General features: G+C 64.8%; 23 protein-coding genes. 17 read left to right on the forward strand and 6 right to left on the reverse strand.

Translation table 11 applies throughout. The features are described 5' to 3' along the window. Nucleotides 1–74 precede the first annotated feature (74 nt). From XI05_RS37195 to XI05_RS37235, 9 genes are all read left to right on the forward strand, one after another. A complete protein-coding gene (locus tag XI05_RS37195; protein WP_271511929.1) occupies nucleotides 75–392 on the forward strand; it encodes an ArsR/SmtB family transcription factor in 318 nt (105 codons plus the stop codon). Nucleotides 393–440: 48 nt separating this feature from the next. Beyond that, nucleotides 441–1,790, forward strand: a complete 1,350-nt coding sequence (locus XI05_RS37200) for an NAD(P)-binding domain-containing protein (protein ID WP_271511004.1) — start codon at nucleotides 441–443, stop codon at nucleotides 1,788–1,790. Next, nucleotides 1,787–2,962, forward strand: a complete 1,176-nt coding sequence (locus XI05_RS37205) for an MFS transporter (RefSeq protein WP_442869356.1) — start codon at nucleotides 1,787–1,789, stop codon at nucleotides 2,960–2,962. Before XI05_RS37200 ends, XI05_RS37205 begins: the two co-directional genes overlap by 4 nt. A 60-nt stretch (nucleotides 2,963–3,022) precedes the next feature. Further along, the gene (locus XI05_RS37210; protein ID WP_271511932.1) at nucleotides 3,023–4,210 is read left to right on the forward strand and encodes an MFS transporter; all 1,188 of its coding nucleotides are present in this window, start codon (nucleotides 3,023–3,025) and stop codon (nucleotides 4,208–4,210) included. A gap of 150 nt (nucleotides 4,211–4,360) precedes the next feature. Beyond that, nucleotides 4,361–4,723, forward strand: a complete 363-nt coding sequence (locus XI05_RS37215; protein ID WP_271511009.1) for a hypothetical protein — start codon at nucleotides 4,361–4,363, stop codon at nucleotides 4,721–4,723. Between the two features lie 96 nt (nucleotides 4,724–4,819). Beyond that, nucleotides 4,820–5,212 carry a FixH family protein gene (locus XI05_RS37220; RefSeq protein WP_271511013.1) on the forward strand — a complete coding sequence of 131 codons (393 nt, stop codon included), beginning with the start codon at nucleotides 4,820–4,822 and terminating at the stop codon, nucleotides 5,210–5,212. A 78-nt stretch (nucleotides 5,213–5,290) separates the two neighbouring features. After that, nucleotides 5,291–6,712, forward strand: coding sequence for an efflux RND transporter periplasmic adaptor subunit (locus XI05_RS37225; protein WP_271511015.1), 1,422 nt, complete (start codon nucleotides 5,291–5,293; stop codon nucleotides 6,710–6,712). Further along, nucleotides 6,709–9,900: an efflux RND transporter permease subunit gene (locus XI05_RS37230; RefSeq protein ID WP_271511017.1), complete on the forward strand. Its 3,192-nt coding sequence runs from the start codon at nucleotides 6,709–6,711 to the stop codon at nucleotides 9,898–9,900. The genes XI05_RS37225 and XI05_RS37230 overlap by 4 nt, the downstream gene beginning before the upstream one ends. A 63-nt stretch (nucleotides 9,901–9,963) precedes the next feature. After that, nucleotides 9,964–10,443, forward strand: coding sequence for a DUF411 domain-containing protein (locus XI05_RS37235; protein ID WP_271511019.1), 480 nt, complete (start codon nucleotides 9,964–9,966; stop codon nucleotides 10,441–10,443). Nucleotides 10,444–10,469: 26 nt separating this feature from the next. Here XI05_RS37235 and XI05_RS37240 read toward each other — a convergent pair whose 3' ends face one another. Both XI05_RS37240 and XI05_RS37245 read right to left on the reverse strand, forming a co-directional pair. Further along, nucleotides 10,470–10,877, reverse strand: coding sequence for a GFA family protein (locus tag XI05_RS37240; RefSeq protein ID WP_271511022.1), 408 nt, complete (start codon nucleotides 10,875–10,877; stop codon nucleotides 10,470–10,472). A gap of 133 nt (nucleotides 10,878–11,010) precedes the next feature. Then, nucleotides 11,011–12,090, reverse strand: coding sequence for a Cj0069 family protein (locus XI05_RS37245; protein WP_271511024.1), 1,080 nt, complete (start codon nucleotides 12,088–12,090; stop codon nucleotides 11,011–11,013). Nucleotides 12,091–12,545: 455 nt separating this feature from the next. On the opposite strand from XI05_RS37245, the gene XI05_RS37250 reads away from it, so the two are divergent. The 3 genes from XI05_RS37250 (at nucleotide 12,546) to XI05_RS37260 (ending at nucleotide 14,714) form a co-directional block, all read left to right on the forward strand. After that, complete coding sequence (locus tag XI05_RS37250; RefSeq protein ID WP_271511026.1) at nucleotides 12,546–13,430, forward strand: DUF1259 domain-containing protein; 885 nt, start codon at nucleotides 12,546–12,548, stop codon at nucleotides 13,428–13,430. A gap of 161 nt (nucleotides 13,431–13,591) precedes the next feature. Next, nucleotides 13,592–14,185, forward strand: coding sequence for a family 16 glycoside hydrolase (locus tag XI05_RS37255; RefSeq protein WP_271511027.1), 594 nt, complete (start codon nucleotides 13,592–13,594; stop codon nucleotides 14,183–14,185). 28 nt (nucleotides 14,186–14,213) lie between these two features. Next, nucleotides 14,214–14,714, forward strand: a complete 501-nt coding sequence (locus XI05_RS37260) for a GlcG/HbpS family heme-binding protein (protein WP_271511029.1) — start codon at nucleotides 14,214–14,216, stop codon at nucleotides 14,712–14,714. Between the two features lie 34 nt (nucleotides 14,715–14,748). Here the strand turns inward: XI05_RS37260 and XI05_RS37265 are convergent, their stop codons facing one another. Further along, on the reverse strand, nucleotides 14,749–15,540 hold the full coding sequence (locus tag XI05_RS37265) for an IclR family transcriptional regulator (RefSeq protein ID WP_271511031.1): 792 nt from the start codon (nucleotides 15,538–15,540) through the stop codon (nucleotides 14,749–14,751). Between the two features lie 170 nt (nucleotides 15,541–15,710). On the opposite strand from XI05_RS37265, the gene XI05_RS37270 reads away from it, so the two are divergent. From XI05_RS37270 to XI05_RS37290, 5 genes are read left to right on the forward strand one after another with little or no spacing between them, the layout of a single operon-like run. Next, a complete protein-coding gene (locus XI05_RS37270; RefSeq protein ID WP_271511033.1) occupies nucleotides 15,711–16,871 on the forward strand; it encodes an aminotransferase class V-fold PLP-dependent enzyme in 1,161 nt (386 codons plus the stop codon). Between the two features lie 22 nt (nucleotides 16,872–16,893). Beyond that, the gene (locus XI05_RS37275; protein WP_271511035.1) at nucleotides 16,894–17,796 is read left to right on the forward strand and encodes an amino acid ABC transporter substrate-binding protein; all 903 of its coding nucleotides are present in this window, start codon (nucleotides 16,894–16,896) and stop codon (nucleotides 17,794–17,796) included. A gap of 51 nt (nucleotides 17,797–17,847) precedes the next feature. Further along, nucleotides 17,848–18,642, forward strand: a complete 795-nt coding sequence (locus XI05_RS37280; protein ID WP_271511038.1) for an amino acid ABC transporter permease — start codon at nucleotides 17,848–17,850, stop codon at nucleotides 18,640–18,642. Continuing rightward, nucleotides 18,639–19,334 carry an amino acid ABC transporter permease gene (locus XI05_RS37285; RefSeq protein ID WP_271511041.1) on the forward strand — a complete coding sequence of 232 codons (696 nt, stop codon included), beginning with the start codon at nucleotides 18,639–18,641 and terminating at the stop codon, nucleotides 19,332–19,334. The genes XI05_RS37280 and XI05_RS37285 overlap by 4 nt, the downstream gene beginning before the upstream one ends. Before the next feature lie 37 nt (nucleotides 19,335–19,371). Next, nucleotides 19,372–20,130, forward strand: coding sequence for an amino acid ABC transporter ATP-binding protein (locus XI05_RS37290; protein WP_271511044.1), 759 nt, complete (start codon nucleotides 19,372–19,374; stop codon nucleotides 20,128–20,130). Between the two features lie 263 nt (nucleotides 20,131–20,393). On the opposite strand, the gene XI05_RS37295 is transcribed toward XI05_RS37290, so the two are convergent. From XI05_RS37295 to XI05_RS37305, 3 genes are all read right to left on the reverse strand, one after another. Beyond that, complete coding sequence (locus XI05_RS37295; protein WP_271511935.1) at nucleotides 20,394–21,176, reverse strand: sulfite exporter TauE/SafE family protein; 783 nt, start codon at nucleotides 21,174–21,176, stop codon at nucleotides 20,394–20,396. Between the two features lie 409 nt (nucleotides 21,177–21,585). Continuing rightward, nucleotides 21,586–22,170, reverse strand: coding sequence for a DUF1254 domain-containing protein (locus XI05_RS37300; RefSeq protein WP_271511047.1), 585 nt, complete (start codon nucleotides 22,168–22,170; stop codon nucleotides 21,586–21,588). Further along, nucleotides 22,167–22,745: a DUF1214 domain-containing protein gene (locus XI05_RS37305; protein WP_172784217.1), complete on the reverse strand. Its 579-nt coding sequence runs from the start codon at nucleotides 22,743–22,745 to the stop codon at nucleotides 22,167–22,169. The genes XI05_RS37300 and XI05_RS37305 overlap by 4 nt, the downstream gene beginning before the upstream one ends. Nucleotides 22,746–22,749: the final 4 nt, after the last annotated feature.

Here is a 22,749-nt window from a genome sequence, read left to right on the forward strand (position 1 = left end):
GGCGCGAGTCGTAATTTCGAAAATTCTAGAAATATCGTTTGACACTCGATGTGCAGGCGCGCATCATGGCGTTCATGAAGATCGACGACGCAGCAGCACGCCTGGAAGCCCTCGGAAATCGGACCCGCCTGCAGATTTATCGGGCGCTGGTTCGGGCCGGGCATGCGGGCATGCCGGTCGGCCGCCTGCAGGACAAGCTGAAGATTCCGGCCTCGACGCTGTCGCACCACATCAAGACCCTGGTCTCGGTCGGACTGGTCGGTCAGAGCAGGGAATCGACGACCCTGATCTGCCGCGCCAATTTCGATGCCATGCGGGGGCTGGTCGACTTCCTGGCCGCGGAGTGCTGTGCAGACGAAGCGGGATGTAAGGATGCCCAGACGGCAGCCTGATTCATTTCGCTAATTATTCGATAATTCTAGAAGGATGGAGTATTGGGAATGGACAAGACCGTAGCCATCATCGGAGCGGGGCCGGTCGGCCTCGCAGCCGCCGCTCATATGCTCGAACGCGGCATGTCCCCTGTGGTGCTCGAAGCCGGACCGGAGGCCGGGCATGCCGTGCGGCAATGGCAGCACGTCCAGCTCTTCTCGCCGTGGGAATACAATATCGACAAGGCCGCGGCGCGCCTACTTGCGCCGACTGGATGGAATTCGCCGGACCCGAGCTCCTACCCGACCGGTGGCGAACTGATCGATCGCTATCTCGCGCCGCTGGCCACGCGAACGCCGCTGCGCGAGACGATCCGGACCTCGAGCCGCGTCACGGCGATCAGCCGCGCCGGCTTCGACAAGGCGAAGACGAAGGGGCGGGACCAGGCGCCGTTCGAAATCCGCTACCGGAACGGCAAAGGCGACGAGGTGATGCGCGCCGATGCCGTCATCGACGTCTCCGGCACGTGGTTCTCGCCCAATCCGGCCGGCAGCAACGGTCTGCCGGCGTTCGGTGAACGCGAATGCGCCGGCCGCATCGCCTATGGCATGCCGGCCGTTCGCGGCACCGCACGCAGCAGATACGCCGGCAAGACCGTGGCCGTGCTTGGCGCCGGCCATTCCGCCCTGGGCACGCTGATCGATCTCGCGCAGCTCGCCGAGGAGGCGCCCGGCACCAGGCCGGTTTGGCTGCTGCGCGGCGACGATCCGGCAAAGGCTTTTGGCGGCGGCCGCAACGACAAGCTTGCCGCGCGCGGCGAGCTGGGCTCAGCCTTCGCCGCGCTCGTGACTGCCGGAGAGATTGCGGTCGAGACCGGCTTCGGTGTCACCCATATTTCGGAGCTCGAAGGCCGCCTCAGGATTTCGGCAGGCGCGCGGAGTGTGGTTGCGGATGAGCTCGTGGTGTCGACCGGCTTCCGGCCCGATCTCTCGTTCCTGTCCGAGCTGCGGCTGCGGCTCGATCCGGCGATCGAGGCGCCCCTCGCGCTCGCGCCGCTCATCGACCCCAATGAGCATAGATGCGGAACGGTGCGGCCTCACGGCGCGCGCGAGCTGGCGCATGATGAGCCGGGCTTCTATCTGGCTGGCATGAAGTCCTACGGCCGCGCGCCGACCTTCCTGATGATGACCGGATACGAGCAGGTCCGCTCGATCGTTGCCGACATCGCCGGCGACCAGGAGGCGGCGGCACGGGTCGAGCTCGTGCTGCCGGAGACCGGCGTCTGCACACGCGGTGGCGTGGAGTCCACCGGCGCGGCAGGATGCTGCGGTGGTCCGCCCAAGGCCGAACCCTCGGCCTGCTGTGCCGCCGATGAATCCGCGAAGAAGGCGGGCGGTGTGGGGTGCGGTTGCTCATGAGCCGAGGCACTGCGGGCCCGCTCACCGTCGTCATCGCGCTCGGCACCGCGCAGACCATCGCGTGGGCGTCGAGCTACTATCTTCCTGCGATCCTGGCCGCGCCGATTGCGGGCGATCTCGGTCTTGCGCCGACTTACGTGTTCGCAGCGCTGTCGGGCGCGCTCATCATCTCCGGCCTGCTTGGCCCGAGAGTTGGGCATGCCATCGATACGTTCGGTGGGCGCAGCATGCTTGCCGTCTCGAACCTCGTTTTCGCGGCGGGCTTGCTGCTGCTGTCCATGGCCTATGGCATAGCGGTGCTGATCGCAGCCTGGATATTGCTCGGGATCGGCATGGGCATGGGCCTCTATGAAGCCGCGTTCGCGACGCTTGCGCGCATTTATGGCGCCAATGCGCGACGAACGATCACCGGTATCACCCTGATCGCCGGTTTCGCCAGCACACTCGGCTGGCCGCTCACGACGTGGCTCGCCACGGAGTACGGCTGGCGCGCGGCCTGTCAGCTGTGGGCGGTGATCCACATCGGCCTTGCCTTGCCGCTCAACCTTTCGCTGCCCCGTGCCGCTCCATTGCATCAGGAGTCCGGACCGAGCACGGGCGCAAGCCGGCAATCCGGCCGCCAGAGCGAAACCTTCGTCATGATACTGCTGGCGTACATGTTTGCGGCCGCGAGTTTTGTCAGCTCCGGAGTCTCGGCCATTCTGCCCACCATGCTGGTTGCGTTCGGCGCCACGCCGGCACAGGCGTTGTTGGCAGGAGCATTGGTCGGACCGGCGCAAGTCGGTGCACGCCTTCTGGAAGCAGGATGGCTTGGCCGGTTTCATCCGCTGCTGTCGGCGAGGCTCGCCATGCTCATGAATCCGATCGGCGTGCTTGCGCTGGTCGCAGGCGGCCCTTTGCTCGCACCGGCCTTCACGGTGCTGTATGGCGCGGGTAACGGCATCATCACCATTGCCCGTGGTACGCTGCCGTTGGCACTGTTTGGGCCGGTCGGGTTCGGCAGGCGTGTCGGGATGATTTCGCTGCCTTCGAGGGCAACGGGCGCTTTCGCGCCCCTTGCGCTGGGACTGATGGTGGAGCATCTCGGCAGCAGCGCGCTCTGGATCAGCGCCCTGGCCTCGGTCTCTGCGTTCTTCGCCCTTCTGCTGCTTCGTGGGGATCAGACGGCATGAGTCCCTGTCCGACGGGAGGAGAACATTCGTAGCTTGCGCGGCTGGCCACTGATTGCGGTGATGTGTATCGGCCAGCTCGGCAACCTGCTGCCGCACGTGACGTTGTCAGCGAATCTGGCCCAGCATCTGATGCCGGCGTGGGGCTTGTCCGCCGCCGAGGGCGGGATGATGGCGAGCGGCTATGCATTTGGCTACATGCTGGCGGTGCCCGTGCTCACGACGCTGACCGATCGCATCGACGCACGGCTCGTGCTCCTCTGCGGCTCTGTCGTGAGCGGCGTAGCGACCGTCGCGTTTGGCATCTTCGCGCAAGGCTTCTGGTCGGGGACCATCATCTGGTCGCTCGCTGGCCTTGGTTTTGCCGGTGCCTACATGCCCGGGCTCAAGGCACTGACGGACCGGTTGCCCGCCGGCGACAGCTCGCGGGCGGTCACGCTCTACACGTCGAGCTTCTCGGTGGGCGTCGGCCTGTCGTTCCTGATCGCGCAAGTCCTCGCCGACGGCTGGGGATGGCGGACCGCGTTTTACGTGACCGGCATCGGTCCGATCGCGATGGTGGTCGCGTGTCTTTTGATCGAGAGCCGCAGTCCCGCTCCAAGGGCAGGGCGCCTTTTGAACTTTGCGCCCGTTTTCGCCAACCGTGAGGCACTCGGCTACATCTTCGGCTACGGCGCGCACTGCTTCGAGCTCTACGGCATTCGCACCTGGCTGGTCGGCTTCTGGACCTACGTCGTGGCGCATCAGGGCGCGCCCTCATGGCTGAGCCCGGTCCTGATGAGCTTCTGCTTTGCAGTGATCTCCATGCCGGCCAGCATCCTCGGCAACGAGGCCGCACTGAAGTTCGGGCGGCATCGGGCGATCACCGTGGTGATGATCGCCTCGGCCAGCGTTGCGCTTGTCATCGGCCTCAATGCGACGGCTCCGGCATGGGTGCTGGCGCTGCTGCTGATGATCTATGGCCTGACGGTGCCGGCAGATTCCGGTGCATTGACGGCCGGCATGTCGGCTGCAGCTGTCTCGGAGCATCGCGGGGCGACTCTGGCCCTGCATTCGACCGTCGGGTTCGGCCTGTCGGCGATCGGAGCCTGGGGAACCGGGGTTGCCCTCGATGCCGCTGGCGGTCCGCAGAGTGCAGAGGGCTGGTTGCTGGCCTTCACCGTGCTCGCGACCGGGATCGCACTCGGTCCGCTCGCGTTGCTATGGTCGCGGATGGCGCGGTCCGACGAGCTGGTATCCAAGTCGCAATAGGCGAGCAGGATGCGGGCGATCAGGCTGACAGGGATCGGAGCCTTGCTCACGAATGCTTGACCCGGATCAAAGAATGCTTTCGGCCGCAGACTATGTTACTCAGGCTGCATCGCGGTTCCAAAAGGTATCCAAAAGGTTAAAGCACGTCTGATGCGGATCGTTCGGACCATCCTGGCACTCGCCATCGCCATATCCCTGGCGATGCTGCCGGCTGGTGCGTCCGCTTCCAGCCTTACGATGTCGTCGGGTGATATGCAGGCCGCCATGCAGGTCGGCGGCGACGGCGATATGTCGATGGACGATTGTTGTCCCGACATGAAGGGAACGGGTTCAGACAGCGGCTACAAGTGCGGCATGGGCTTCTGCTGTGTCGGCGGTACCGTCGCACTTGCGGACATTCGTCCCTTGGCTTTCGAATTCCTTGCCGTCGCGGCAGCGGAAACGGCTATCCCCGCCGATCAGGTCGTCGCCTCCCGTGGCGGCAGTCCTCCCTTCCGGCCTCCTCGAATCTGATCTCCGTCAAAGACGCGCGCGGGCACGCCCCGCGCGACGATGACTGATGTGCGCGTTCCTGCGTCACGGTCGAGATCAATTCATGAGGACAGGACAATGCTTTCCAAATTCAGCACTGCGGCTGTTGCCGCCACCCTTTCGCTTGCCGCCTCGGCCGCGTTGGCGGGCGCCGGCGACTATGCTTTCGAGCCGATCAATCCCGAGATGAAGAAGGGCGACGGCGTCACGCTTGCCGTTCGCTTGACCAACAAGCAGACCGGCAAGCCGGTGCCGGACGCCGTCATCTTCAAGACGCGCGTCGACATGGCTCCGGACGGCATGGCCGAGATGGAATCGGCGGTCGCACCGCTGCCGTCCAAGGAGCCGGGCGTCTACGCCTTCAAGACAGACCTGCCGATGGCGGGCCGTTATCAGGTCACGCTCTCTGCGAAGGTGCAGGGCGAGGCCGAGACGGTCACCGGCAAGGTCATCGTCAACGCGACCAAGTGAGCTTTCGGGCGCCGCCGGGTGGCGCCCGAACTTCTCTTCCCATTCACATGGACGCGCTCTGAGCGTGCGAATACAACCATGAAGACGTTGCGTCTCTTGACGACTCTCGCTCTCGGCGGCGGCCTCGCCCTGGGCGCGTACTGGTCCTCGAACGGGGGGCGCTGGTCGGTCCATGCCGAGGTGACCCCGGCTGCGGCGCCAGCGGACCGGACTCCGCTCTACTATCGCGATCCCGGTGGCGCGCCGCTTTGGTCCGCCGGGCCAAAGAAGGATGACCGCGGGCGGGACTATCTGCCGGTCTACGACGACGACAAGGCGGCCCAGGCAGAGCCGAAGCCAGCGCAGGCGGCTTCATCGCGAAAAATCCTCTACTACCGCAATCCCATGGGCTTGCCCGACACCTCGCCGGTGCCGAAGAAGGACCCGATGGGGATGAACTATATCCCCGTCTACGAAGGCGACGACGTCGATGATGGCACGGTGAAGCTGTCGCCCGGCAAGATCCAGCGCAGCGGCGTGAAGTCCGAGCCGGTCGCGCGGCGATCGGTCCGGGCCCTGGTCAAGGCGCCCGGCACGATCCAACTGGATGAGCGTCGCGTCTCGGTGATCGCGATGCGCGCCGAGAGCTTCGTGCAGAAGATCGCGGACGTCACCACCGGCACCCGCGTGAAGGCGGGCCAGCCGCTGATGGAGATCTACAGCTCGGCGGTCGCCTCCGCGGCGGCCGAATACCTCGCGACCATCACCTCCAAGACCGTCGGCGGTGTCGAGATGTACGGCCGCGGCTCGCGGCAACGGCTGGTCAATCTCGACGTCCCCGAGCGGGTCATCGCCGAGATGGAGAAAACGCATGTCGCGCCCGTCACCATCCATTGGTCGGCGCCGCGCGACGGAATCGTGCTCGAGCGCAACGCGATCGAAGGTATGCGCGCCAATCCCGGCGACGTGCTGTTCCGCATCGCGGACACCTCGCTGGTCTGGGCGCTGGTCGACGTCGCCGAGCGCGATCTCGGCAACATCGCGGTCGGGCAGTCCGTCGCGGTGCGCGCGCGCAGCTTCCCCGGCCGAAGCTTCACCGGCAAGATCGCGGTGATCTATCCGCAGGTGAACCGCGAAACCCGGACGGTACGCGTCCGCATCGAGCTCGCCAATCCCGAGGCGGTGCTGCTGCCGGACATGTATGTCGATGCCGACGTCGATACGGCAGATGGCGCGCCCGTCGTGGCGATCCAGGACAGCGCGGTGCTCGACACCGGCACGCGGCAAGCCGTCCTCGTCGACAAGGGGGACGGGCGCTTCGAGCCGCGGGAGGTGAAGCTCGGCCGTCGCGGCGGCGGCTATATCGAGGTGCGCGACGGCCTTGCCGAAGGCGAGGCGGTGGTCACATCCGCCAACTTCCTGATTGATGCCGAGAGCAATTTGAAGGCCGCGCTCAAAGGTTTTGCCGAGGCTGCGCCTCAAGCCCCCGACGCTGGCCATGCGACGGGAGAGCGCAAATGATCGCCCGCATCATTGCCTGGTCGGCGCGCAACCTGCTGCTGGTGCTGTTCGGCACCGGCTTTGCGGCCGCCGCCGGCCTCTACGCGCTGCTTCATCTGCCGCTCGACGCGATCCCCGACCTCTCGGATACCCAGGTCATCGTCTACACCGAATATCCCGGCCAGGCGCCGCAGGTGATCGAGGACCAGGTCACCTATCCCCTGACGACGGCGATGCTGACCGTGCCGAAATCCAAGGTGGTGCGCGGCTTCTCCTTCTTCGGCGTGTCGTTCGTCTACGTGATCTTCGAGGACGGCACCGACATCTATTGGGCGCGCTCGCGCGTGATGGAGTTTTTGAACGGCGTCACGTCGCGGCTTCCCGTCGGCGTCACCCCGACCATCGGGCCCGATGCGACCGGCGTCGGCTGGGTCTACCAATACGCCGTGATGTCGAAGGAATTGAACCTCGCCGACACGCGCACGATCCAGGACTGGAACCTGAAATTCGCGCTGGCCAAGGCCGAAGGCGTCGCCGAAGTCGCCAGCATCGGCGGCTTCGTCAAGCAGTACAATGTGGTGCTCGACCCCCAGCGCATGCGCGACCGCGGCATCAGCATGCAGAAGATCCGGGAAGCGATCCGCGCCAGCAATGCCGACGTCGGCGGCCGCACGGTCGAGCTGTCGGAGTTCGAGTACGTCATTCGCGGCAAGGGCTACATCAAGTCCATCAACGATCTCGGCAACATCGTCCTGAAGACGAGCAACGGCACGCCGGTGCTGCTGCGGGACGTCGCCAATGTCGAGCTCGGACCCGACGAGCGGCGCGGCATCGCCGAGCTGAACGGCGAGGGCGAGGTCGCAAGCGGCATCGTGCTGCAGCGCTTCGGCGTCAATGCGCTCGACGTCATCGAAAACGTCAGGAATCGCCTCAAGGAGATCGCGACCAGCCTGCCGAAGTCGGTCGAGATCGTCCCGGTCTACGACCGCTCGGGCCTGATCTATGCGGCGATCGACACGCTCAAGCACACGTTGTTCGAGGAGAGCATCGTGGTCGCGCTCGTCTGCATCGTGTTCCTGCTCCATGTCCGCAGCGCGCTGGTCGCGATCCTGATGCTGCCGGTCGGCGTGCTGATGGCGTTCGGCGCCATGAAGCTGCTGGGCCTCGGATCCAACATCATGAGCCTCGGGGGCATCGCGATCGCGATCGGCGCCATGGTGGATGCCGCGATCGTCATGATCGAGAACGCGCACAAGCACCTCGAGCGCGCCGAGCCCGGTCAGTCGCGCGTCCAGATCCTGATCGATGCGGCGTCCGAGGTCGGCCCGGCGTTGTTCTTCAGCCTGCTCATCATCACCGTCTCGTTCATGCCGATCTTCACGCTGGAATCGCAGGAGGGGCGGCTGTTCAGCCCGCTCGCGTTCACGAAGACCTTCGCGATGGCTGCCGCGGCCCTCTTGTCCGTCACCCTGGTGCCGGCACTGATGGTGATCTTCGTTCGCGGCAGGATCGTGCCCGAGAGCAGGAACGTCATCAATCGCTTCCTGATCTTTATCTACCGGCCGGTCATCAAGGGCGTGCTGCGCGCCAAGACGCTCGTGATCCTCGCCTCGCTGGTCGTGCTCGCCGTCACGATCTGGCCGGCGCGGCAGCTCGGCACCGAGTTCATGCCGACGCTGAACGAGGGCACGCTGCTCTACATGCCGACCACGCTGCCCGGCATCTCCGTGACTAAAGCAGCCGAGCTGATGCAGACGCAGGACCGCATCATCAAGTCGTTCCCGGAGGTCGAATCGGTTTACGGCAAGGCGGGGCGGGCGGCGACCGCGACCGATCCGGCGCCCACCGAGATGTTCGAGACGGTGGTCAGCCTGAAGCCGAAGGAGCTTTGGCGGGCAGGCGTCACCATCGACAGCCTGATCGCGGAGATGGACAGGGCGCTGCAGTTTCCGGGCGTCTCCAACGCCTGGACCATGCCGATCAAGGCGCGCATCGACATGCTGTCCACCGGCATCCGCACCCCCGTCGGCGTCAAGGTGATGGGCACCGACCTCGTCGAGATCGACCGGCTGGCGAAGCAGGTCGAGCGCGTGATCAAGACGGTCCCGGGCACCGCATCGGCCTACGCCGAGCGCGGCATCGGCGGCTACTATCTCGAGATCGTCCCGGACCGCGAGGCGCTCGCCCGCTACGGCATCCTGATCCAGGACGTTCAGGACACCATCGCGGCCGCGCTCGGCGGTCAGACCGTCACGACGACGGTGGAAGGGCGGCAGCGCTTCACGGTGAACATGCGCTATCCGCGCGACCTGCGCGACAATCCCAAGGCGATCGCCAGCGATATCCTGGTGCCGATGCCCGCAGGCGGCGCGGTGCCGCTCGGCGAGGTCGCGAAGGTCGAGCCGGCGCGGGGGCCGACCTCGATCCGGACCGAGAACGGCCAGCTCGCGACCTACGTCTATGTCGACATTCGCGATCGCGACATCGGCAGCTACGTCGCCGATGCGCAACGCGCCGTGACGGACAGCATCGAGTTCCCGCCCGGATATTACGTGGTCTGGAGCGGCCAGTACGAATATCTGCAGCGCGCCGCGGCGCGCCTGAAGATCGTGGTGCCGGTGACGCTGACGATCATCTTCCTGCTGCTCTACCTGAATTTCAGGGCCATGACCGAAACCCTCATCGTGATGCTGTCGCTGCCCTTCGCGCTGGTCGGCGGCATCTGGATGATGTGGTGGCTCGGCTTCAATTTGTCGGTCGCCGTCGCCGTCGGCTTCATCGCGCTCGCCGGCGTCGCCGCCGAGACCGGCGTCGTGATGCTGATCTACCTCGAGCATGCCCTGGCGGAGATGAAGGCGACGTGCCGCGCCGAGGGCAGGGACTTCACCCGGCAGGATCTCCACGAGGCCATCATGGTGGGCGCGGTCGAGCGCGTCCGGCCCAAGATGATGACGGTCGTCGCCATCATGGCGGGCCTGCTGCCGATCATGTGGAGCACCGGAACCGGGTCGGAGATCATGCAGCGCATCGCGGTGCCGATGATTGGCGGCATGATATCGTCGACGCTGCTGACGCTGATTGTGATCCCCGCGATCTTCGGATTGGTGAAGGGCGTCCGCTTGCCGCCCAAGCGCGAGGACAAGGCGCCATCGACCGAGACGCCAAAGCCGATCGGCGCAAGATTGCGCGTCGTGGAGCCGGCCGGATGACGCGAGCCATGATGCACGATCATGTGTTGAAGCCCTGGAGTGACAGCGAAAGGAATTCCGAAGATGAAGCAACGCGCCTGTTTGATGACCCGCCGGTCGCTTGTCGGGCTGATCGCCGCGGCCGCTCTTGCAAGGCCGGCCGCGGCGGCGCCCGACGCAGCCACACTCACGGTGCACCGTGATCCGAGCTGCGGCTGCTGCGCCGGCTGGGTTCAGCATCTGCGGGATGCAGGATTTACCGTAGAGGTGGAGGAGACGCCCGACCTCGACCCGATCCGGGCTCGTCTCGGCATCCCATCGAACCTGGTCGCCTGTCACACGGCAGAGGTCGCCGGTTATGTCGTCGAGGGGCACGTGCCGGCTGCGGCCGTGCGGCGCCTCCTCTCCGAGCGTCCCAACGCGAAGGGACTCGCCGTGCCGGGCATGCCGGTGGGCTCGCCCGGGATGGAAGGCGGCACGCCGCAGCGTTACGAGGTCGTGCTGTTCGGTGCCGATGGCCAAAAGCCGTTCATGCGCTTCATCGGCTCGCAGGCGATTGATTGAGGGTGCTGCGCGATGCCTAGCCGCCACTATGGCTGTGGCGGATAGCGCTCGAACGCCGGCAGTTCGTGCGCATGCTCCATCCAGCGCAGGCGCTCGGCGACCTGGATCTGCATCGTAGCGGGCACCGCCTCGGGATCGTCGTAGGTCGCGCTCTGGATGTCGATGATCCCCGGCATCATGTTGGCATTGACGTAGAACAGTCCGGTTCCGCAGTCGCCGCAAAAGTGCCGCCGCCCGTGTTCGGAGGAGCGGTAAACCTTTGGCTCGCCCTTGGTCACCTTGAGGGCGCCGTCCGGGTACATCGTCCAGCCGACGACCGGAGCCCCGGCGTGAAGCCGGCAATCGCGGCAGTGGCACAGCGCGTGTACGATTGCCTCGCCCTCGACCTCGTAACGGATTGCGCCGCAGTGACAGCCGCCCGTGATGGTGCTCATGCGTTCCTCCGATCGAACATGAGTTTTCAGATCGATAGCTCTCGCGCCCGGTGGCTTCAACAACGCAGTCGATTTGCTATTGCGTCCTACTGTCGCCTGACAGCTGCTGCCATTCCCGACGAGCGCGACCAGGCTATCTTCGCGTCCGTGTGCTCTCAGGTTGCAGCATACGTTGCTTCACCGTCCGCGCGATCGCCGCCGGCGCCTCCTCGGGGATCGCAAAGCACGAGCTCGCGTTGATCTCGCAGAGCACGTAGGTGTCTGCGCCGGCCGCATCTGTCGGCCCGTACAGGAAGTCCGCGTCCCAGATCACCGGCAATGACGGCTCATCGATGCCGAGCGTTGCCATCATCTGCGGCGTCCATTCGTCCTCCATCGACCGCCGCAGCGCCTGGAATTGCGGAGCATCAGGCCCGTGCATGATCCGCGGCCCGGGCTGGGCCTCGGGCGCCTCCGGTCCCTCCGGCGGCGGCGGGATCAGGGCCTTGATCTTCTGGTGTCCGAAGCCTGCGACTTTGGCGCCGCTCATGTAGCATCGGATCATGCCGTCGGGCAGGCGCGGTTGAAACGCCTGGTCGATGATGCAGCCGCCCCAACCGAAATAGGGCTCGCAGCGTGCAAGCAGGGCGTCGAGCGGCATGTCCTCGGGCATGCTGCCACGCTGCGCATGCAGCACGCGAACCGTGCCTTGAGTGTCGGGCAGGGCCTCGACCTTCCAGACGCCCTGGCCGCCATTGCCCCGGTTCTGTTTCAGCACGCGCGGGCCACTGCCACGAAGGCGCGCCGGAAACTGGCTGCGGAAGCTTGCGGCAGTGTCGTAGCGATGCGTGTCGGCGCCCCAGCCCAGATGCCGTGTCCGGTAGAGCACCTCCTTGACGCCCATCTTCAGGATGACGTCCGGATGCGCGCTCACCCATGGCCCTTGCGCTGCGACGTCGCGCAGCAGGGCGTCGAGATCGGCGCGGGTCTTGCCTTGATGGATCGGATCGACCCAGACCAGCACGCCGTCGGCTGTGAGCAATTGTTCGCGGACCGCGCCTGCAAAGCTCTCGTCGTAGATCGCTGGGAAGGCGTCGATGCCCGCGGCGGCGAGCGCCTCGAAGACGCGGACGAAGCGGCTGTTCTGCGCCGTTGCCTCGCGCCGCGCGGCAGCGTCGCCGCGCGAGAGGATGGCTAGGGTTCGGAGGGGAGGGGAGTGACGTTCGGTGTCCATGCGCAAGCTCCACGTATTTGCGTGCTGCGCAGAGCTTGGACCTGGGTCTCACGGGGAGTCTGCCTCGTCCCCACGCGGACAATGTATGTGAAACTGCCTCGTCGTTTCAAGATGGGCTGGCGGGTTCCTTCGAAGGGTGAACTCTTCGTGACGTGGCGCGGCCGTGCGCCGGTTGACAGCCCGGTCTTGCGGGTTTTTAGTCGGCGCGACGGGGATGTGCGATCTCCCCGCGAGGCGACATGCCCAAGCATCGCGTCCTGATCACCAAGGGCGCAGCATGTCATCACATAGCGCAGCTCCATTCCGCAATCCGCCCGACTTGCCGGCATCCAGCCGCCGAGCGCCACGGCATGCGCCCCGGCGGCGATTCTGCTGCGTCTGGCGCGGCGGCCGGAGGCCGCCTCACCATCCGACATCACCTGGGGTAGGGACCCAGAGCTCAAGGGAGCTGATCCATGCATAAGACTGTTTCGGCACTGATCGGCATCGCTGCCTGCTTCATCACGAGTGCTCACGCGCAGGGCATCGACTGGCAAAAGGTCGATGAGACACTGGGGCGAAAGCCGATGGTTGCGGACGATGTCCATCGCTACGGCTTTCCGCGCACCGATCTCACCGTGACGTTGGATGGTGTCACGATCAAGCCGGCGCTGGCGCTTGGCGGCTGGCTGGCGTTCAAGCCCGCGCATGGCGGAACCATGGTCATGGGTGACCTCGTGCTGCTCGAGACCGAGATCAACCCTGTGATGGCGAAGATGATTGCGAGCGGTCTCGAGATCACCGCCGTGCACAACCATCTGCTGCGCGCAAGCCCGGCGACCTTCTACATGCACGTCGCCGGACATGGCGACCCGGTCAAGCTGGCGTCGGCAATCCATGATGCCCTCGCCGAAAGCAAGACGCCCCTGACCGTCGCCGCGGCAGCGAACTCGCCCTCCATCGATTTCGACACGGCGAAGCTGGATCAAATCATCGGCGTCAAGGGGCAGGCCAATGGCGGCGTCTACCAGTTCAACGTCAAACGGCGAGACCCTGTCTCCGACGACGGCATGCTGCTGACGCCGGTCGGCGCGATGGGTGTCGCGACCGCCATCAATTTCCAGCCGACCGGCGGCGGAAAGGCGGCCGTCACGGGCGACTTCGTCCTGACCAGCGACGAGGTGAATCCGGTCATCGCGGCGCTGCGAACACATGGCATCGAGGTGACGGCGCTGCACAGCCACATGCTGAACGAACAGCCGCGGCTCTTCTTCATGCACTTCTGGGCCAACGACGACGCGGTCAAGCTTGCCGAAGGCTTGCGTGCGGCGATCGAGAAGACCGCCAGCACCAAGAGCTGAACCGAGGCATGGAAACTGCAGCGTGAGGCGTTTCAATGATCGAATGTTTGACGTTGGGACAGCCGACGATGCGCGCCGCTTTGGCCTTTCCGTCGCGGCCCGCAGCACGGGCCAGTCTCGTCCTGGCGCTTATGCTGGCTTTGCTGATGGGAGGGAACGCCATGGCCGAGACCCTGAATTTCGACAACGCTCCTGCTGGAACGGCGCCGGCAGGGTGGACTCTCACGATGACCGGCAAGGGTGAACCGAAATGGACCATCGAGGCGGAGCCCACGGCGCCGAGCAAGCCGAACGTCCTCAAGCAATCCGGACGGGCGACTTTTCCAGTGGCCATCAAGAGCGATGCCAACATTCGCAACGGCTTCGTCGAAGTGAAATTTAAGGCGGCGTCGGGGTCCGAGGATCGCGCGGCGGGAATCATCTGGCGTGCCAAGGACGCCGACAATTATTACGTCGTCCGGGCAAACGCGCTGGAGGACAACGTGGTGCTCTACAAGACGATCAAGGGCATACGAAATTCGCTGCAGATCGTCGGCCGCAAGGGCGGCTACGGCGTCAGCACGCCGGTGCCATCAGGGCAATGGCATACGCTGCGTTGCGACTTCGCGGGAAATCGGTTCAAGGTGACTTTTGACGGAAAGCCATTGTTCGAGGTGGAGGACGCCACGATCACGGACGCCGGCATGATCGGCCTGTGGACCAAGGCAGATAGTGTGACCTTGTTCGATGATCTGACATATGGTGAGACCAAATAGAAATTGTCCACCTCTGTCGGAGATCACCATGAGCTTTCGCCGTCTGTCGGTCGCGACGATTCTGCTGGCTGCGTTTGTCGGCCCAGTGCGGGCGGAGGAAACCCTCATCACCTACAAATCGCTCAGTCCGGAGCTGGCGCTCGATCTCGCGCGCGCCGCTTTGGATAGCTGCCGCAGCCGTGGATATCAGGTTGCCATCGCCGTCGTCGATCGCTTCGGTGTCACCCAAGTGATGCTGCGCGATCGCTTTGCTGGCGCCCACACGCCCGCGACGGCAACCGGCAAAGCGTGGACAGCCGCGTCGTTCAAAACCAGCACGATGGAGCTGAACGCGATGAGCCAGCCCGGCATGATGCAGTCAGGCATTCGCAATCTTCCCGGAGCGGTCATCATAGGGGGAGGGCTGATCGTCGAAGCCGGCGCCTCTCTGGTCGGAGCGGTCGGCGTCTCCGGAGCTCCCGGCGGTGACGCGGACGAAGCGTGCGCGAAAGCCGGGATCGAGGCCATTCGTGACAAGTTGGAGTTTTGAGGGGCGGGCACGCTCGCGGGTCGGACGGGACGGATCAGGATGCGTCGCTCACGCCGTCCTCATTGTCCCCGAGGATCGTCTCCGATAGCAGTGCAGCGGCGTTCTGCAGTGGAGCTATGAACCGATCCAGCTCAGTGAAGCTCACCCGCGCCACGGGAACGGACACACCCAGGCACGCGATCAGCTCGCGATCCGGCGAGAGGATGGGAACGGCACAGCCGACCACGCCTCGCACATATTCTTCATTGGTCTTGGCCCAGCCGCGCTTGCGGGTCTCCTCGATCACCGCCATGAGGCGCTCGACATCGACGATCGTGGTTTCGGTGTATCGCGTCAGCGCGAGTGCGCGGCACAGCTTCTCGCGCGCGCGCTCCGGCAGCCGGCTCATGTAGATCTTGCCGGTCGAGGTGCAGTGGAGCGGGGCCGCTTCGCCGGGATTGAACTGCAGGCCTTGCGGTTGCGAGACGCGGACGCTGTCGACGTAAGCGACGACATTGTCCCGCACGACCCCGATCTCGCATTGCTCGCCGATCTCGGCGGCGACGGCGCGGAGCACCGCGTGCCGGCGCGCGGTGCGGAAGGCTGCCCCGATGACGCGGGCCGACAGCGTGACCAATTGATTGCCGACAACATAGCGCTTCGTTCCCACGGCTCTCTGAAGCAGCCCGCGCTGCTCCAGATTCCCGATGAGCCGGTGCGCAGTCGGCAGCGGCAGGGACAGCGCAGCGGCGATGTCCGCGACCGAGGCTGCTCTGGTCTGGCTTGCGACATAGCCAATGATCGCGAAGGCGCGGTCCAATGGCCCGTCGGTACTCTGGTGCCGCATCTCGCCAGTCTCCACCAAAAATAGAAAATTATCATTTTTCGGAATGAAAACTACTGAAATATGAAAATCTGCCTAGCCGCTTTTGTGCTGTGCCCATATCGTTGGCGTTGCCCGGTGGTGAACAGGATTTGAGCAGTGCGAGCCACCGCGGACGTGCTGAGGAGACCGGAATGTCAGGCCACTACGACGTCGATGCCGTGCGGAAGGAGTTTCCGGCTGCCGAGCGGATCACTTATCTCGACTCCGGCTTCCAGACGCCGCTTGCGCGTCCCGTCAAAGCGGCGATCGATCGTTTCCTCAGCGAAGGTCTCGAGACCGCCGGCCCCAAGAGCGTCTGGCTCGATCGCGTCGAGCAAACGCGCGAAAGGCTGGCGCGGTTTCTCGGCGTATCGGCCGACGAGATCGCCTTCACCAAGAACACCTCGGAGAGCACGAACATCGCCGCGAATGCGCTGCCGCTGCGCGCCGGTGACAAGGTCCTGATGATCCACGGCGATCATCCGAACAACGCCTACGCGTTCCTCAATTTGCAGCGCAAGGGCGTCACGGTCGAATTCGCGCCGATGACGGAGATCGTCAACGCCGACAGTCTTCGTCCCTACATCGATGCGAGCACGCGGGCGATCTCGATGTCGCAGGTGACGTTCCATGCTGGTCACCGTTTCGACATCGAAAGCATCGGTGCCCTTTGCGCGGAGAAGGGGCTCTATTTCGTCGTCGACGTGATGCAGGCCATCGGCGTCGTGCCGATCGACGCAAAAGCGATGCGCGCGACCTTCATCGGGTCGGGCAGCCACAAGGGGCTGCTCGTGCCGCAGGGGCTGGGCCTGCTCTATTGGGACAAGTCCAGGACCGAGCTCGAGCCTGCCTATCTTGCGGCCGCGAGCCTCGCGGAAGTCCCGGCCGACCTGATCGCCCGTCCTGACAGGCTCGCGCCTGCCCCGAGCGCGCGCCGCTTCGAGCTCGGCAATTTCAATCTTCCGGCGATCCATGCTCTCAGTGCCTCGCTCGACATGATCGAAGCGCTGGGCGTTGAGAACATCCAGAACCATTGCTTCGATCTCGGCGATCATCTCATCGCCCGGATCAATGCGCTGGGCGTTCGCCTGGTCGGCCCTCGCGCGCGTCAACATCGCGCGCCGCACATCTACATCATTGCGCTGCCCGCGGCCGAATGGCTCGGCCATTTCGAGGAGAATAACGTCCGCGTGTCGCCGGAGCGGGACGGCATTCGCGTGTCGTTCGGAATGTTCAACACGATAGCCGACGTTGACCGCCTCATCGAGGTGATCCAGCGGCGCGGCGTGAAGCCATCATCGAGGGCCGCATAGGCTGTCCATCAAGGAGACGTACATGACGAAGTTTGCGTGTGTCTTGAGCATTCTGTCCGGCCTCGCGGTCCTCGGCGCCGTCAGTGGACCCTCGGCTGCCGCTGACAGTCCCACGCTCGCCAGGATCAAATCGAACGGCGCCATCACCATCGGCCACCGCGAGGCCTCGATACCGTTCTCCTATCTCGGTCCCGACCAAAAGCCGATCGGCTTCTCGCTCGACCTCTGCGCGGCCATCGTCGAGCGCATCAAGGCGGAGACCGGCCTGCCCAATCTCAAGGTCAATTACGTTCCGGTGAACTCGTCCAACCGCATTCCGCTGATCCAGAGCGGCACTGTCGATATCGAGTGCGGCGGCACGGCGAATGACAGGAAGCGGCAGGAGCAGGTCTCGTTTTCCGTCGCCACCTTCGTCAGCCAGCCGCGCTGGCTGGTCAAGGCGGACAGCGGCCTGAAGACGGCCGGTGATCTCAAGGGCAAGACCATCGTCGTCACCCAGGGCTCCAATGCCGTCGGCTTCGCGCAGGGCGTGAATGCGAAGGAACAGCTCGGCTTCAACATCGTCCAGGCGAAGGATCATGCAGAATCCTTCCTGATGCTGAACACCGGCCGCGCGGCCGCCTTCATGGAAGACGATATTCTGCTCGCCGGACTCAAGGCCGCAGCTCCGAAGCCGGATGCGCTGATTTTTCTCCCCGAGGGTTACGCCAAGATCTATTATGGCCTGATGTTCACGAAGGGCGATACCGGCTTCAAAGCACTCGTCGACGACGTGCTGTCGAAGCAAATGGCGTCCGGCCAGTTCGAGAAGACCTACGCCAAATGGTTCACTAGGCCAATTCCGCCCAAGAATGAGAACCTGGCGTTTCCGCTGACGGTCGAGCTCACGGAACGGATCGCGCATCCCAGCGACGCGGTCGACTAATCGCGGCAGCAAGGCGGAGACTGTCCCGCAAACCGAGCCCTGAGGTTCGCCATGTTTGCAGTGCTTCTTGAACAGGCCGCGGACGGCCAGCGCTATGTCGACTGGCTCGTGTCGGGCCTCGGCTGGACCCTGGCGCTGGCGTTCTTCGGCTGGTGGATCGCCTTCGCGGTCGGGGTCGTCGTCGGCATCGGCCGTACCGTGCCGAACCGCGCCGTCGCGGCACTTGCCCGCCTCTATGTGGAGATCTTCCGCAACATCCCCGTGCTGGTGCAGATGTTTCTCTGGTACTTCGTCCTGCCGGAGATTCTTCCCCTCGCGTTCGGGAACGCCATCAAGCAGATTCCCCCGCCCTGGGGATCGTTCGTTCCGGCGCTGCTGTGCCTCGGTCTCTACACCGCTGCCCGGATCGCCGAACAGGTTCGTGCCGGGATCGAGGCCCTGCCGAGAGGACAGGTCGAGGCGGCAAACGCGCTCGGGCTCAGCGGCTATCCGACCTATCGCCATGTCATCGTGCCGCAGGCGCTGCGCCTGATCATCCCGAGCCTGACCAGCGAGGTGATGGGCATCTACAAGAACACCTCGGTCGCTCTCACGATCGGGCTGATGGAGCTAACGGCCCAGGCCCGCCAGATCAGCGAAGCGACATTTCAGACCTTCACCGCTTTCGGCGCGGCGACGCTTGTCTACCTCGCGCTGGCGCTCATCGCCTATCAAGGCATGGCGCTGATCGACAGGGCCGTTCGCATTCCCGGCACGGGCCCCGCAGACGATGCAGTCAAGCCGGCTGCGGCGTGCGCCACTCAACCGATTGACTCTCTGCCTGATGCGATGGAGGTCGTGAAATGACCAGCCTCGATTTCTCCGTCGTGCTTCAGGCCTGGCCTTACCTCTGGTCCGGCTTGCTGTTTTCGCTGGCGCTGACCGCCGTTGCTTTCGTGGTCGGCCTGGTCCTCGGCGCCTGTCTGGCCCTGGTGCAGCACTTCGAACTGCCCGTGCTCGGCAAGCTCGTGCGCGGCTATGTCGCCCTGATGCGCTCGATCCCGCTGATCCTGGTTCTGTTCTGGTTCTTCTTCCTGGTGCCGATCGTGCTCGGTCATCTCAGCGGAAGCGGACGACCGGTCCCGATCGGCGCCACCTGGACCGCGTTCATCACCTTCGGCCTGTTCGAGGCCGCCTACTACTCGGAAATCATCCGCGTCGGATTGCGGGCCGTGAACCGGGGACAGTTCGAGGCGTGTCAGGCGCTCGCATTGTCCACCTTCGAGACCTATCGCTCCGTGATCCTGCCGCAGGTGCTCCGCGTCGCCAGCCCGATCATCCTGAGCCAGACCATCATCCTGTTCCAGGACACTTCGCTGGTCTACGTGCTCTCGCTCACCGATCTGCTCGGCGCAGCCTCGAAGCTCGCGCAGCTCAACGGCCGTCTGGTCGAGATGTACCTGGTCATTGCGGTGGTCTACCTCGCCATCAGCTCGGCGGCATCGCAATGCGTGGCGTCCTTGCGCAAGCGGTATGCGATCGCGGGAATGCGCCGCTAGCGCTGCGCACGGTCATCCCAGTCCTTGGAGAGGAAAAATGCTTCAGCTCGCTGCGGGGAATCGGGCGTCCATCGTCACCGTGGAAAATCTAGTGAAGCGGTTCGGCCATTTCACGGCCCTGAACGACGTCAATCTCGCGGTCGCGACCGGCGAGAAGATCGTGCTGTGCGGCCCCTCGGGCTCGGGCAAGTCGACCTTGATCCGCTGCATCAACCACATCGAAAAGCATGACGGCGGCCGCATCGTCGTCGATGGTATCGAGCTGTCGGACCGGATGACCGACGTCAACGGCGTTCGTCGCGAGGTCGGCATGGTGTTCCAGAGCTTCAACCTGTTTCCGCACCTCTCGGTCGTCGAGAATTGCATGCTGGCGCCGATGAAGGTGAGGGGCCTGTCCCGCACCGATGCGCATGAGCGAGCGATCGGTCTGCTGCGCAAGGTGCGCATCCATGACCAGGCGAACAAATATCCAGGGCAGCTCTCCGGCGGCCAGCAGCAGCGCGTCGCCATCGCGCGGGCGCTGTGCATGCAGCCGAAGATCATGCTGTTCGACGAGCCGACCTCCGCGCTCGACCCGGAGATGGTCAAGGAGGTGCTCGACACCATGGTGGAACTCGCGAAGGACGGCATGACCATGGTGTGCGTCACGCACGAGATGGGCTTTGCCCGCGAGATCGCTGATAGGGTGGTGTTCATGGATCGCGGCTCGATCGTCGAGGAAGCCGACCCCGAAAGCTTCTTCCGCGCGCCGCGGACGGAGCGGGCGAGGGATTTCCTCGGCCAGATCATCCATTAGAGCGGAATGGCTTTAGGTCGAATCGATGCCGCGGGCTCGGTGCAACCTCTCCCGCTTGCGGGAGAGGTCGGCGCGTAGCGCCGGGTGAGGGTTTTCTCCTCTAGGGGATTGTCCCATTGCGGAAACACCCTCTCCCCAACCCTCTCCCGCAAGCGGGAGAGGGAGCGCACCTCCGTCTTTGCAGCGATCGAGCCTGGATTCATCGCGCCTTAGCGATCCGTCTCGATCTGCGAACCGATCGAGGGCGCGTCGCCGGAACCAGCCTACTCATGCTGCCAAATCTTCACGGCCGAAATGACCAGGATCGCCGCCAATCCCGGCAGAAGAATCGAATTCGGGACCACGCCGAGAAGCAGGCCGCCGATGAATGCGCCGGTGATGGATCCAATCGCCATTGCAAGCATGAACCGCCAATTCGCGCGCAGCACCGAAAAGCTCTGATCGCGACTATAGCGCGCAAATCCCACCAGCATCGTCGGCAGGCTCACCGCGAGTGAGAGGCTGCCTGCCAGCTTCACGTCCGCGCTGAACAACAGGATCAGGGTGGGGATCAGGAATTCCCCTCCGGCAACGCCGAGCAACGATGCCACGCTCCCGATCGCAAAGCCCGCTGCGATGCCCGCGATGATCAGGCTCGCGCCGGTCAGCGCCGGTGTGGTTGCGGCCTCGTTGCCGTGCGCGAACAGAAGCATGCCGGCGATCAGGAGCAGCAAGACGGCAATGATCTTGTACAGCGTCCCGGACTCGAGACGCGTCGCCCAGGATGCCCCAGCGTAGGCGCCGACAAGGCTGCCCGCCAGCAGGTTCAGGATGATCGGCCAATGGGCATGTATCTCCGCGAACGGAACGGCGCCTGCGCGAAACGGCAGTGCACTCGCCACCACGATCAGGCTCGTCGCCTTGTTGAGAACCACAGCCTCAAGGCCGCGAAATCCGAACAAGCTGATGAGCAGGGGCAGCCGAAATTCTGCGCCGCCGAGACCGATCAAGCCGCCCAGAGTGCCGATGATTGCGCCCGAGCCGAACGCTGCAGGATTGTTTCGCATGGACGCGACGGAAAGATGCGCTGGTGCGCAAATGAATCGAGCCCGTAATCCGTCGTGGCGGGGAGCTTCACACCTGCTTACGGCAGGGCGTGGGGCTGAGCCAAAGCGTAGTCCAGAATTTTGCGTGTTGCAAACGCGCATTGATTTGGCTTCAGAGAACCACTGTCGAAGCATGGTGCTCCGTGCTCCCCCAAATGAAACACCCGCGACGGATGGCTCCGGGCGGGTGTGACGAACTCTCGATGATGGCAGTATGCCCCTGTTTTGCCCGACGAGTCAAAGAGCGGCGCGCGCACAGCCAGCAGCCTCAACGTCACCGATCCGAAGAGCGTAATGAATTCAACACCCCCGCTACTGTGCATGGGGTTGTTTTCGCAACTTTTGTTTGGCGCTGCCGAAACGGCCGCGCTCAGCGTCGTCCGCGCGGCGCCTCGGCCTTGGCTGGCGGCTCGGTCTGCGGGGCGCAGGTCGCAGCTTGAAGCGAGCCTTGCGCCTGCTGCATCAGGCCGGGCTCGGGGGCGAGCGCCTTCATCAGGATCAGGCCGGTCGTGGTCGGGGAATCGATGATCAGGCGGTCGGCCGCGGTGACCTCTTCGTCCTCCGGCAGCTCGTTGTGCTGCGCTTCCGTCATCAAGTCGAGCTCGATCACCTTGCGGCCCGCCGAGCGGTCGTTGATGGCGTAATAGGCGATCTCGTTGCGGGTGTAGAACGACACCGAGGTGTAGGCCTGGCTCACCGGCACGGTCAGCTTGATCGGCCCGCCCGTGAGGTCATAGCGGCAGATCGCCAGCGCGAAGGCCGGATCCATGAACGGCATCGGCGAATTGTTGGGATCGGCGAGGGGAAGCTGGGTGACGGCGTTCACCCTGGTCATCGGCGTCAACCGCGAATAGGCATCCTGGGTGGCGATCCGCGGCAGCGCCAGCACGCTGACGAGATGGACCACGAGGCCCAGTACCACGCCGGCAACGATGGTGAAGACGAGCCGGATCATGAGCAGCCCACCGTTGTGATGCTCGGCATCGGCGCGTCGCGCTGGGTCCGCGTCGCAACGCCGACCGGCGTGTCGTAGAGACGCAGCATCAACGCGTAGCGCTCGATGCCGCCGGTCGGCAGCCAGTTGCCGGCGCGCGAGCGCGAGGCGATGCGGATCTCGAACGAGCCGTCGGACGAGCGCACGATCTCCTGGCTGGTGAAGCCGTAGCGCTGCAGCGAGTTGGCGACGAGATGGCCCTTGCGGTCGTACAGCGTCAGCGTCCAGAACCGCGCCGGCGGCGTCACGCCGGACACGATTACGTCGCAGCGGCCGTCGAGCGCCTTCTTCTTGTCGTCGGTGGTGGCGGTGAAGGCGACGCCGTCGCCGGTGCCGATCGGCAGCTCGCCGTTGCGGACGATGGTGGCGCGCGAATAGGGGTCGACGTCGGCGGTGCCGGTGCGCGGCCGCGCGGTCCAGGCGCCGATGGTCAGCGCGCCGATCTCGGTGCCGCGCGTCGTGGTCATCCACGTCGCGCCGACGCCGACGACTGTCGCAAGAAGAAGCGCCGTCAATGTGATCAGGATCAGCCGCACGGGT

This window comes from Bradyrhizobium sp. CCBAU 11357 (assembly GCF_028128865.1).
In the GTDB taxonomy this organism is placed as follows: Bacteria; Pseudomonadota; Alphaproteobacteria; order Rhizobiales; family Xanthobacteraceae; genus Bradyrhizobium.

Bases quoted from the DNA above. Each gene is read 5' to 3' on its own strand.
- XI05_RS37195 (WP_271511929.1), top strand. From the start codon at position 75: ATGAAGATCGACGACGCAGCAGCACGCCTGGAAGCCCTCGGAAATCGG.
- XI05_RS37200 (WP_271511004.1), top strand. From the start codon at position 441: ATGGACAAGACCGTAGCCATCATCGGAGCGGGGCCGGTCGGCCTCGCA.
- XI05_RS37205 (WP_442869356.1), top strand. From the start codon at position 1,787: ATGAGCCGAGGCACTGCGGGCCCGCTCACCGTCGTCATCGCGCTCGGC.
- XI05_RS37210 (WP_271511932.1), top strand. From the start codon at position 3,023: ATGTGTATCGGCCAGCTCGGCAACCTGCTGCCGCACGTGACGTTGTCA.
- XI05_RS37215 (WP_271511009.1), top strand. From the start codon at position 4,361: ATGCGGATCGTTCGGACCATCCTGGCACTCGCCATCGCCATATCCCTG.
- XI05_RS37220 (WP_271511013.1), top strand. From the start codon at position 4,820: ATGCTTTCCAAATTCAGCACTGCGGCTGTTGCCGCCACCCTTTCGCTT.
- XI05_RS37225 (WP_271511015.1), top strand. From the start codon at position 5,291: ATGAAGACGTTGCGTCTCTTGACGACTCTCGCTCTCGGCGGCGGCCTC.
- XI05_RS37230 (WP_271511017.1), top strand. From the start codon at position 6,709: ATGATCGCCCGCATCATTGCCTGGTCGGCGCGCAACCTGCTGCTGGTG.
- XI05_RS37235 (WP_271511019.1), top strand. From the start codon at position 9,964: ATGAAGCAACGCGCCTGTTTGATGACCCGCCGGTCGCTTGTCGGGCTG.
- XI05_RS37240 (WP_271511022.1), bottom strand. From the start codon at position 10,877: ATGAGCACCATCACGGGCGGCTGTCACTGCGGCGCAATCCGTTACGAG.
- XI05_RS37245 (WP_271511024.1), bottom strand. From the start codon at position 12,090: ATGGACACCGAACGTCACTCCCCTCCCCTCCGAACCCTAGCCATCCTC.
- XI05_RS37250 (WP_271511026.1), top strand. From the start codon at position 12,546: ATGCATAAGACTGTTTCGGCACTGATCGGCATCGCTGCCTGCTTCATC.
- XI05_RS37255 (WP_271511027.1), top strand. From the start codon at position 13,592: ATGGCCGAGACCCTGAATTTCGACAACGCTCCTGCTGGAACGGCGCCG.
- XI05_RS37260 (WP_271511029.1), top strand. From the start codon at position 14,214: ATGAGCTTTCGCCGTCTGTCGGTCGCGACGATTCTGCTGGCTGCGTTT.
- XI05_RS37265 (WP_271511031.1), bottom strand. From the start codon at position 15,540: ATGCGGCACCAGAGTACCGACGGGCCATTGGACCGCGCCTTCGCGATC.
- XI05_RS37270 (WP_271511033.1), top strand. From the start codon at position 15,711: ATGTCAGGCCACTACGACGTCGATGCCGTGCGGAAGGAGTTTCCGGCT.
- XI05_RS37275 (WP_271511035.1), top strand. From the start codon at position 16,894: ATGACGAAGTTTGCGTGTGTCTTGAGCATTCTGTCCGGCCTCGCGGTC.
- XI05_RS37280 (WP_271511038.1), top strand. From the start codon at position 17,848: ATGTTTGCAGTGCTTCTTGAACAGGCCGCGGACGGCCAGCGCTATGTC.
- XI05_RS37285 (WP_271511041.1), top strand. From the start codon at position 18,639: ATGACCAGCCTCGATTTCTCCGTCGTGCTTCAGGCCTGGCCTTACCTC.
- XI05_RS37290 (WP_271511044.1), top strand. From the start codon at position 19,372: ATGCTTCAGCTCGCTGCGGGGAATCGGGCGTCCATCGTCACCGTGGAA.
- XI05_RS37295 (WP_271511935.1), bottom strand. From the start codon at position 21,176: ATGCGAAACAATCCTGCAGCGTTCGGCTCGGGCGCAATCATCGGCACT.
- XI05_RS37300 (WP_271511047.1), bottom strand. From the start codon at position 22,170: ATGATCCGGCTCGTCTTCACCATCGTTGCCGGCGTGGTACTGGGCCTC.